General features: G+C 65.8%; 10 protein-coding genes. 5 read left to right on the top strand and 5 right to left on the bottom strand.

The genetic code is table 11. The features are described 5' to 3' along the window. Positions 1-164: 164 nt before the first annotated feature. Positions 165-1091: a CoA-transferase gene (locus VFP86_00050; protein HET8998016.1), complete on the bottom strand. Its 927-nt coding sequence runs from the start codon at positions 1089-1091 to the stop codon at positions 165-167. Positions 1092-1214: 123 nt separating this feature from the next. On the opposite strand from VFP86_00050, the gene VFP86_00045 reads away from it, so the two are divergent. The 5 genes from VFP86_00045 to msrB are packed head-to-tail and all read left to right on the top strand — an operon-like array spanning position 1215 to position 5369. After that, on the top strand, positions 1215-2237 hold the full coding sequence (locus VFP86_00045) for a LysR family transcriptional regulator (protein ID HET8998015.1): 1023 nt from the start codon (positions 1215-1217) through the stop codon (positions 2235-2237). Continuing rightward, the gene (locus VFP86_00040; GenBank protein HET8998014.1) at positions 2234-3616 is read left to right on the top strand and encodes a glutamine synthetase family protein; all 1383 of its coding nucleotides are present in this window, start codon (positions 2234-2236) and stop codon (positions 3614-3616) included. Before VFP86_00045 ends, VFP86_00040 begins: the two co-directional genes overlap by 4 nt. Positions 3617-3647: 31 nt before the next feature. After that, the gene (locus VFP86_00035) at positions 3648-4415 is read left to right on the top strand and encodes a glucose 1-dehydrogenase (protein HET8998013.1); all 768 of its coding nucleotides are present in this window, start codon (positions 3648-3650) and stop codon (positions 4413-4415) included. A 20-nt stretch (positions 4416-4435) separates the two neighbouring features. After that, positions 4436-4930 (top strand): arsinothricin resistance N-acetyltransferase ArsN1 family A, encoded by a 495-nt coding sequence (locus VFP86_00030; GenBank protein ID HET8998012.1) that lies wholly within the window; start codon positions 4436-4438, stop codon positions 4928-4930. A 40-nt stretch (positions 4931-4970) separates the two neighbouring features. Then, positions 4971-5369, top strand: a complete 399-nt coding sequence (gene msrB / locus VFP86_00025) for a peptide-methionine (R)-S-oxide reductase MsrB (GenBank protein HET8998011.1) — start codon at positions 4971-4973, stop codon at positions 5367-5369. Between the two features lie 19 nt (positions 5370-5388). Here the strand turns inward: msrB and VFP86_00020 are convergent, their stop codons facing one another. The 4 genes from VFP86_00020 to VFP86_00005 all read right to left on the bottom strand — a co-directional run. Beyond that, a complete protein-coding gene (locus tag VFP86_00020; protein HET8998010.1) occupies positions 5389-6177 on the bottom strand; it encodes an ABC transporter permease in 789 nt (262 codons plus the stop codon). Beyond that, positions 6167-7105 carry an ABC transporter ATP-binding protein gene (locus tag VFP86_00015; protein ID HET8998009.1) on the bottom strand — a complete coding sequence of 313 codons (939 nt, stop codon included), beginning with the start codon at positions 7103-7105 and terminating at the stop codon, positions 6167-6169. The genes VFP86_00020 and VFP86_00015 overlap by 11 nt, the downstream gene beginning before the upstream one ends. 124 nt (positions 7106-7229) lie before the next feature. Further along, complete coding sequence (locus VFP86_00010; protein HET8998008.1) at positions 7230-8819, bottom strand: DHA2 family efflux MFS transporter permease subunit; 1590 nt, start codon at positions 8817-8819, stop codon at positions 7230-7232. 3 nt (positions 8820-8822) lie between these two features. Beyond that, a partial coding sequence (locus VFP86_00005) for an efflux RND transporter periplasmic adaptor subunit (protein ID HET8998007.1) occupies positions 8823-9414 on the bottom strand: 592 nt, incomplete at its 5' end.

Here is a 9414-nt window from a genome sequence, read left to right as displayed (position 1 = left end):
CAGACCAGGTTGGGGGCGTGAGTCCGCTGCGCGAACGTCGTCGCGAGCAGCGGCAGCCCCGTGCCGACGAAGACAACGTCGCCGTCGCGGACGTGCCGCGCCGCCTCGATGACCATGAGTTCCTGCCGCGTGTAGCCGTTGGGCAAACTACGATCCCTCCTGCGCTAGACCACCGCCTGCATCGCCTGTCTCAGCCGCTCGAGCTGTTCGCGTCCGGCCACGACCGCCAGATGTTCGTCAAAGGTGGCGCAGTCCCACACGCGTGTCTGAAAGTACCCGGCGAGCGTCTCGCCGCCCGCCCGGGCGACCGTCTGATATGCGGCCACCTGCGCGGCATCGTAATCGTAGTACCGGTAGGTTGACGTCGGATACGCTCCGAAGGCCTGCACCACCACGGCGCTCACGTGGAGGAACGGCACCGTGGTCTGCTCAGGATGGGCGCGGATCTCGTCGGTCGAGATGAGCTCCTCGCAGCTCGCAATCACATGGCGCGAGGCGCGGATCATCTCCGGCTCGTGCGTCGCGAATCCCTCGATGATGAGGTTGCCCATGCGGTCGGCCCGCTGCACGTGGACGATGCTGACGTCGGGCTGCAGAGCCGGGACAAGCGCCACAGGTTCCCCGGGCGCCCACGGATTGTCGATCACTTGGGCTTTGCCTTGACGCGCCGGTCCCCCCGCTTCCTGGGGAGGGGACAGCAGGTCCGACCCGAGGAGGCTGCGGGTGGGCATGAACGGCACACCCATCTCGCCCGCGAGAAACCGGGTCACCATGGCGAGGTGGCTGTAGTCTTCGACCTCGAGGGTCCCCTCTTCGATGCCCCGCCGCCAGCACAAAGTGGTGCCGAACCGTTCGAGGTTCCCCGAGCCGCATTCGCAGCGCCTCACCAGGCCCGCGCCGACGAGCTGGTCCATCGCGATCGAGAGGTTGCACCCGACAACGGTCAGGTCGCCGATCCGCTGCCGGATGATCTCTTGGGTGAGCGCCATCGGGCAGCGGCCAATGTTCTGCCCGCCCATCCCCAGGACGGCCCCAGGGCGGATGTGGCGGGCAATCGCTTCCGCCGCGCTCATGACCTTGTCGGTAGGCATCGCCACGCTCATAGGATCGACCGCTTCTCCCCCTTCACGGTACAGGGTGAACTGGTATAATGTCAAATAACGAAATGTTAAGCATCCATTAATTATCCTTATGCATCGGATGGTGGGCCAATCGTGGTGACGCGCAAGGCGGCCGGAGCCGATCGGATGCCGCTCGTCCCGCTCAACACGTTCCACCTCGTCGCCCGGCTCAGGAGCTTCAGCGAAGCCGCCCACCAACTCGGCATCAGTCAACCCGCCGTCACGCAGCAGATCCGCCGGCTTGAACGGAGCCTGGGCCAGCGGCTGTTCGACCGGGTGGGGCGGCGGGTCCGGGTGACGGATGCGGGACGGACGCTGGACACTTACGCGCAGCGCATCTTCCACCTGCTCGACGCTGCCGGCGACGCGATGGATAACCTTGCCGGGCTGCGCACCGGCCACCTGGAAGTCGGCGCCAGTCGTACCGCGGGGGCCTACTATATCGCGGAGTTGCTGGACCGGTTCAAGCGGCGGTATCCAGGGGTACGGGTGAGCCTCACCGTAGGCAACTCGGAGACGATCCTGGCCAAGGTGCTCGACTTTCGCCTGCACGCCGGCCTCATCGCCGGGCCGTGCAACGATGCCCTCCTCGCGTCGTTGCCGTTGATCCGAGACCGCGTGCTCGTCATCCTGCCGGCAGGCCATCCCCTCACCCGCAAACGCGTGATCGCGGTGCAGGACCTCCGCAATATCCCGATGATCCTCCGCGAGCCGGGGTCGGCGACCCGCCGCTTGATCGAGCGGGCGTTTGGATCGAACGGCTTGGAGGTCCCTCCGGCGATGGAGCTGGAGAGCAACGAGGCGATCAAGAGCGCCGTCGCCGACGGCATCGGCGCGGGCCTCATGGCCCACGCCGCGGTCGCGCAAGAGGTTGCAACCGGCCGCCTCGTGGCCCGCCCCCTGCGGGAACCGCTGTACCTCGACTTCTCCCTCGTTTACCATCGCGAACGGACGGTCTCGCCGGTGGTGGCCGCGTTTCTGGCGCTCCTCCCCACCCGGCCTACAGAATCCCGGCGGCGCACGGGCGGCGCGCCGGAGGGTTCGGGCTCGAAGCCATGGAACGACACGTTCCATCGCGCGCGAGGGGGCGGGTCCCGAAGGGAGGACCGAGGATGACCGAAGCACCGGCAGGCCGGCTGACGGTGGACGCGCTCCGAACGGCCGTCGCGGACGGAGCAATCGACACCGTCATCGCGGCGATGGTGGACATGCAGGGTCGGCTGGTCGGCAAGCGGGTCACCGGCCGGTTCTTTGTCGGCGAGGTCGCCCAGGACGGTGTTCACGCGTGCAGCTATCTCCTGGCGTGCGATGTCGAGATGGAGCCCCTCCCCGGCTATCAGCTGACGAGTTGGGCCACGGGTTATCATGACGTGTGGCTGCGGCCGGATCTCGGCACGCTGCGCCGCCTCCCTTGGCTTGAAGCGACGGCCCTCGTGCTCTGCGATGTCTGCGACGAGGACGGCCGGCCCGTGCCGGAGTCCCCGCGGCAGATCCTCCAGTCCCAGGTCGAGCGCGCCCGAGAGCGCGGATTCGTCCCTATGGTCGCATCGGAACTGGAGTTCTACCTGTTCCGGAACACGTACGAGCAGGCCCGAGAGAAGCATTACCACGATCTCGATCTCTACGGCCGGTACAGCGAGGACTATCATATCCTCCAAGGGACGAAGGAGGAGTGGTTGGTGCGGCAGATCCGCAACGGCCTCGAAGGGGCCGGCGTCCCGGTCGAGTTCAGCAAAGGGGAATGGGGACCCGGGCAGCACGAGATCAATCTCCGCTACACCACGCCCGTCGAGATGGCCGACCGCCATACCATCTACAAGCACGCGGCCAAGGAAATCGCCGCGCTCAATCACGTGGCGCTCACCTTCATGGCGAAGTGGCAGGCCGGCGCCGCCGGGTCGTCCTTCCACCTCCACAGCAGCCTGTGGGACCGGGACGCCCGCCGCAACCTCTTTTGGGAGGAAGGTGCCGCCCCGCTCGGGATGTCGGCGACCTTCCGCCACTACCTGGGCGGCCAGCTCGCCGGGGCTCGGCAAATGGCGTACCTGTTCGCCCCGTACATCAATTCGTACAAACGGTACGTCGCCGGCACATTTGCGCCGGTCCTGGCGGTGTGGAGCCACGACAACCGTACGTGCGGGTTTCGCGTCGTGGGCGAAGGCCAGGGCCTGCGCGTCGAGAACCGGATCCCGGGGGCGGACGCGAACCCGTATCTCGCCATCGCCGCCACGATCGCAGCCGGCCTGTGGGGCGTCGAGCGGACCCTGGAGCCTCCCGCGATGTTCAAGGGGGACGCGTACAAAGCGGAAGGGCTCCCCCGGGTCCCGGCGACGCTGCGCGAGGCCACCGACGAGCTCGACCGAAGCGAGATGGCGCGGTGGGCGTTTGGCGACCGCGTCGTGGAGCACTACCTGCACACTGCCCGGCTGGAGCAGCAGGTGTTTGACCGGGCCGTCACATGCTGGGAGCTGGGACGCAACTTCGAACGCACCTGATCGCGCAAGCGCGCGGCACGAGGAGCCTCCGATGAGACTTCGCGACAAGGTCGTCCTGATCACCGGCGGCGCGAGCGGCATGGGGAGGCTCGCCGCGGTCACGTTCGCGCGCGAGGGCGCCCGCGTGGTGGCCCTCGATGTCTCGGCGAACGCCGGGGAAGACGTGGCGGGCGAGATCACCAACCAGGGCGGACAAGCGCTCTTCGTCCAGGGAGACGTCGGCCGGGAGGAGCAGGTGCGGAGCGCGGTGCGGCGCGCGGTGGACCGGTTCGGCCGCCTCGACGTTCTCTACAATAACGCCGGGATCTTCCCGGAAAAAGACGGCTCGGTCGTGGACGTCGAGGAGTCGGTCTGGGACCAGGTGATGACCGTCAACTTGAAGGGGATCTATCTCTGCTGCAAGCACGGGATCCCCGAATTGATTCGCGCGGGCGGCGGCTCGATCATCAATGTCGCGTCGTTCGTGGCCCTCGTGGGGTGCACGGTCCCCCAGGACGCCTACACGACCAGCAAGGGCGGAGTGATCGCGCTGACCAAATCGCTCGCGGTGCAGTTCGGCCCCAAGCGCATCCGCGCGAACGCGATCGCACCGGGCCCGATCGAGACGCCGCTCTTGACGTCCTGGCTGCTCAACAACCCCGAGGCGAAGCAGCTCCGCCTGAATCGGATCCCCCTCGGCCGGTTCGGCCGGCCGGAGGACATCGTTCAGATGGCTCTGTACCTCGCGTCCGATGAGTCGATGTGGGTCAATGGAAGCGTGCTCGTCGTTGACGGCGGGATCACGTCCAACTACTTCTGAGGTGTGGTGAAGGAGGGCCGATGCGCGCGCGGATCGCCACACCCGAGGACGGCGAGGCCATCGCCGCGATCTATAACCAGGGGATCGAAGACCGCGTCGCGACGTTCGAGACCCGCCTGCGGAACTGTGAGGACGTGCGCACGTGGTTCGACGGAACGCATCCCGTCGTCGCCGTCGAGCATGAGGGACGGCTCATCGCGTTCGCGTCCACCTCCGCGTACCGGCCGCGCGAGTGCTACGCGGGCATCGCCGAGTTCTCCGTGTACGTTGCCCGGGAGGCGCGCGGACGCGGCGCGGGGCGCGTGGCGATGGAGGCGTTGATCCGCGAAGCGGAGCGCGCCGGCCTCTGGAAGCTCGTCTCGCGCGTATTCCCGGAGAACACCGCGAGCCTCCGCCTCCTCCGATCGGTGGGCTTTCGAGAGGTCGGCACCTACCAGAAGCACGCAATGCTCGACGGGAAATGGCGCGATGTGGTCATCGTCGAGCGGCTGATCCCCGCCAATCTGATACCGTAGTGTGGTGGGGGCAACGTACTACGAGGGACGGAGGCCGCACATGTCAGACAAGATCAAGAAGAACGAGAGCGAATGGCGCAGGCAATTGACGCCGGAGCAGTATGCCGTCACGCGCGAGAAGGCCACCGAGCGGCCCTTCACCGGTGCGTACGACAAGACGACGACGCCGGGCGTCTATCGCTGCGTCTGCTGCGGCGAGGAGCTCTTCGAGTCCGATGCGAAATTCGATGCCGGCTGCGGATGGCCGAGCTTCTCACGCCCAATCGCCGACGGGCACGTGGACGAAGAGATCGATCGCAGCCACGGCATGGTTCGCACGGAGGTGCTGTGCGCCAAGTGCGACGCGCATCTTGGTCATGTGTTCGATGACGGCCCTCAGCCGACCGGCCTGCGGTATTGCATCAATTCGGCTGCATTGAAGCTCGATCCGAAAAAGTGATCGGCCGCTCGGCGCACGTCTAGCCTTCATTCCGCGCAAACTGTCCGGTGTTCCGCGCGCGTGCGAACATCAGGGTGAACGCCGCGAGCGCCAGTCCAAAGTACACCAGGTTCTCGCCGAAGGCGATGGCGGCATAGGTCCAGTTCACCGCACCGGTAGCCAACGCCTGTCGGGCCGCTTCGAAGACGAACGTGGGCGGCAGGGCGTACGCGATCCGCTGAACGACCGGAGGCAGCACCCCCACCGGATAGAACGCCGCGGTGAGCGGCTGGAAGAGGAAGACCAGGCCCCAGGCCAGGGCCTGGATCCGTGTCCCGACCAGGAAGATCACCCCCAGCAGGACGAGGCCGAGCGACCAGGAGAAAACCGTGAGATTCGTAAAGAACAACGTGAGGTTCAGTATCCCGAGGCGCAGGATGTCGAACTGAAATCCGGCGGCGGCGACCGCTGAGACCGTGCCGAAGATGAGCAGGGTCTTGAGCAGCCCGGACAGCATGTGCGCCGCAATGTATTCCTTCATCGTCAGCGGGGCGATGAACAGGTTGCTCAGATTCCGTGACCAGATGTTCCAGAGGCTGCCCACCGAAAGCGAGTACTGATTAACCCTGATCACCTCCCACAGCAGCATCCCCAGGATGAGGTACGATCCCGTGTAGGCGTTCAGCACGCCCACCAGGAACCGCGAGACAAACCCAAAAACGATGACGGTCATCAACGACGTGAAGAAGAGGTCCATGATGACCTCGAGCGATCGCTTCGTGATGTAGAACTCTTGTACGAGGATCGCCCCGATGCGCTTAGGTGACATGATCTGTCCCTCTCGCGATCCGCAAGAACACGTCCTCCAGGGTCGGCTTCTTCACCTCGATGTCGGTGATCCAGACGCCGCGCTCGCTCAGGCCGAAGATCAGCTCGGGGATCATCTGCTCCGTGGTATCGATCGACACCGCGTACGGATGGGGAAACGTGTGCCCCTGGCGGCGTTCCGCGAGAAACGCCTCCACCGTGTGCAGATCGCCGTCGAAGGTGAGCTTGAGATGCGCGTTCTGGATCCGCTTGGTGAGCCCAAGCGGGGTGTCCTGGGCGACGATCCGGCCGCGGTCGAGGAAGATGACCTCATCGCAGATCCGGTTGACCTCCTCCATGTCGTGGCTGGTGTACAGAATCGATACCGCCGAGGTCCGCCGCGCTTCTTCGATCAGCGACAGCGTCTTGTCCGCGATATCCGGGTCGAGGGATGCGGTCGGCTCGTCCATGAGGATCAGCTCGGGGTCGTTCAACAGCGCCTTGATCAGGTTGACCCTGGTCTTCTGCCCCGCGGAGAGATCCCAGTATCGGCGCTGCAGCAGGGCGCCGATCTCGAAGTATTCCGGCAGCTTCCGGATCCTCGCGCCGGCGTCCCGGATGGCGTATAGGTGCGAAAACACGAGCAGGTTCTCCCACACGGAGATGCGGCCCTGCAGCGTGTTGAAAGATGAGGCGTAATTGATTCGCTGCAGGCACTCCTGCCGGTGCCTGGCAAATTCCATTCCAAAGTACGTGATGCGGCCCGACGTCAGACCGGTGATGCCGAGCAGCATGTGGATCGTCGTGGTCTTCCCCGCCCCATTGGGGCCAAGCAGGCCGACGATCTTGCCCCTCGGGATCGCAAACGAAATCCCGTCGACGGCTCGAACCCGGCCGAAGTCCTTGACCAGGTCGTGGACTTCCAGGAGCATGTCTGCAGACGCAGTCATCGCGTCACCTCTCATCGTCGAGCGGCGGAAGGGCCGCGGGCATTCTCACACCAGAGGCGGCCGGTGTCAAGAACGAATTGGAATGGAGTACCGTGTGAGTCGGGCGGGCTGGCGACGACGCCCCCTATGTGTCTCCAGGCGGCGTGTGCTCAGGCCGATCTCCGCGGCGCAGCAGCAGCACGAGGGGAAGGCAGCAGAGAAACAGCGCGCCCATCACCGCAAACGCGTAGTTGAACGCGACGACTGCGGCCTGCTGGCCGATCGCATGGTTGAGGAGGGCGAGCGCCTGGAGGCGTGCGCGCCCCAGGTCCACGCCCCGGGCGGCGAACCCGGACTGGTAGGTCTGCCACCAGTGCATGAACGTCGGGTTGAACGGCGAGGCGTACCGGACGAGGTTCGCGCTGGCCGTCGTGGTCTTGTGGTCGACGAGCGTAACGAAGATGGCGGTGCCCAGGCTGCCGCCCAGCTGGCGGACCAGGTTATAGAGGCCCGTCGCGGCCTGCATCTGGGGCCGGGAGATCGTCGACATCGCCGTGGTCGAGATCGAGACGAAGATGAATCCGAATGCCAGCCCCTGGAGGATCTGCGGGATGAGGATCTGCAGAGGCCCCGCGTTGAGGGTAAAGCGCGCCATCAGAAACGAGGAGACCGCGGCGAGCGCGAGGCCGAACGGCGCCATCGCGTGCACGCCCACGCGATTGTACAGTGCGCCCGCGATGGGCATCGTCAACACCATGATCAGGGACCGGGGCATGAGGGCGAGGCCGGCTTGGGTCGCGTCGTACCCCAGCAGGTTCTGGAGAAACAGCGGCAGCAGGATCAGCCCTCCGAAGAGCGCGACGCCCAGCACCCCGATGATGAGGGTTCCCGCGGCAAACGAGGTGTTGGCAAGAATTCGCAGGTTGACGGCGGGGACCGGAGTGTACAACTCCCACACAATGAACGCCGCGATCGTCACCGCCGCCACCACGCCCAGGGCCAGGATGAATGAGCTGCCAAACCATCCATCGCGCTCGCCCTGCTCGAGCATCGTCAGGAGCGAGGTGACGCCGATGATCAGCAGCCCGATCCCGACCGCGTCGACCTTATGCAGGCCCCTCGCCCGCATGTACGGGGGATCGACGATGAACTGCGAGACCATGAACAGCGACAGCACGCCCACGGGCAGGTTGACGTAGAAGATCCACGGCCAGGAATAGTTGTCGACAAGATAGCCGCCGAGCGTCGGGCCGACCGCCGGTCCGAGCAGGACGAGCATCCCGAACAGCCCCATGGCCTGGGCCTGCTGTCGCAGGGGGAATGTCTCCCGCATGATCGCCTGGGCTACAGGCTGGAGCGCCCCGCCCCCCAGTCCCTGGAGGACCCGGAATGCGATGAGCTGCCCGAGGGTCCGCGAGACCCCGCACAGCGCCGAGGCCGCGGTGAAGATGATCACCGAAAATATGTACATCCGCTTCCGGCCGAGGACAGAGGCGAGCCACGCGGTCAGCGGCATGACCAGGACCACGCTGATCAAGTAGGAGGTCGTGACCCAGGTGACTTCCTGGATCGTCGCCCCGTACGTCGCCTGAATATGCAGGAGGGCGATGTTGACGACGCTCGTATCGATCGTGGCCATGATCGAACCGAGCAGAATGGAAACGGTCACCAACCACGTATTCGTCCGCCGTTCGGCCTCGAACGAGGGTGAGGCCAGACTGGCCCCGGTCGCCATGCGCTATGGGTGCGCCTGTCGGGTGTCGATGGCCACCTCGCATGAGAGCCCGAGCTGGAGCGGCGGGTCGCGCTGGTCGGGATCGAGCGCGATCCGGACAGGGACGAGCTGGACGACTTTAATGAAGTTCCCCGTGGCATTGTCGGGAGGGAGGAGCGCGGTGGTGGACCCGGTCGTCTTCCCGATGCTCTCTACGTGCCCGCGGAAAACGTGGCGCCGGATGGCATCCACGGTGATCCGCACCGGCTGGCCGGCGCGGATCCCGCCTACCTGAGTCTCTTTGATGTTGGCGACAACCCAGAAGTGATGGGCCAGCGTCAACGAGAGGAGGGGCTGGTTCGGTTGGACTACCTGTCCGATCTGGACGGTCCGGTTCGTCACCCAGCCGTCCTCCGGCGCGAGAATCTTGGTGCGGCTCAGGTTCACCTGCGCCATCTCGAGCGCCGAGGCGGCATCCCCGGCCTGCGCTTCGGCGACGGCGAGTTCGCGGGCCCGCTGCTGCACGAGCGTCTGCCCCGTCGCGGCCTGCTGCAGCTGCGCGCGGGCCTGGGAGACCTCCCCGCGTTTCGCGTCCACGTCGTGCCTCGCGATCGTC

Source organism: bacterium (genome assembly GCA_035703895.1).
In the GTDB taxonomy this organism is placed as follows: domain Bacteria; phylum Sysuimicrobiota; class Sysuimicrobiia; order Sysuimicrobiales; family Segetimicrobiaceae; genus Segetimicrobium.
The sequence above is the reverse complement of the archived record's forward strand: the minus strand, read 5'-3'. Positions and strand labels throughout refer to the sequence as shown.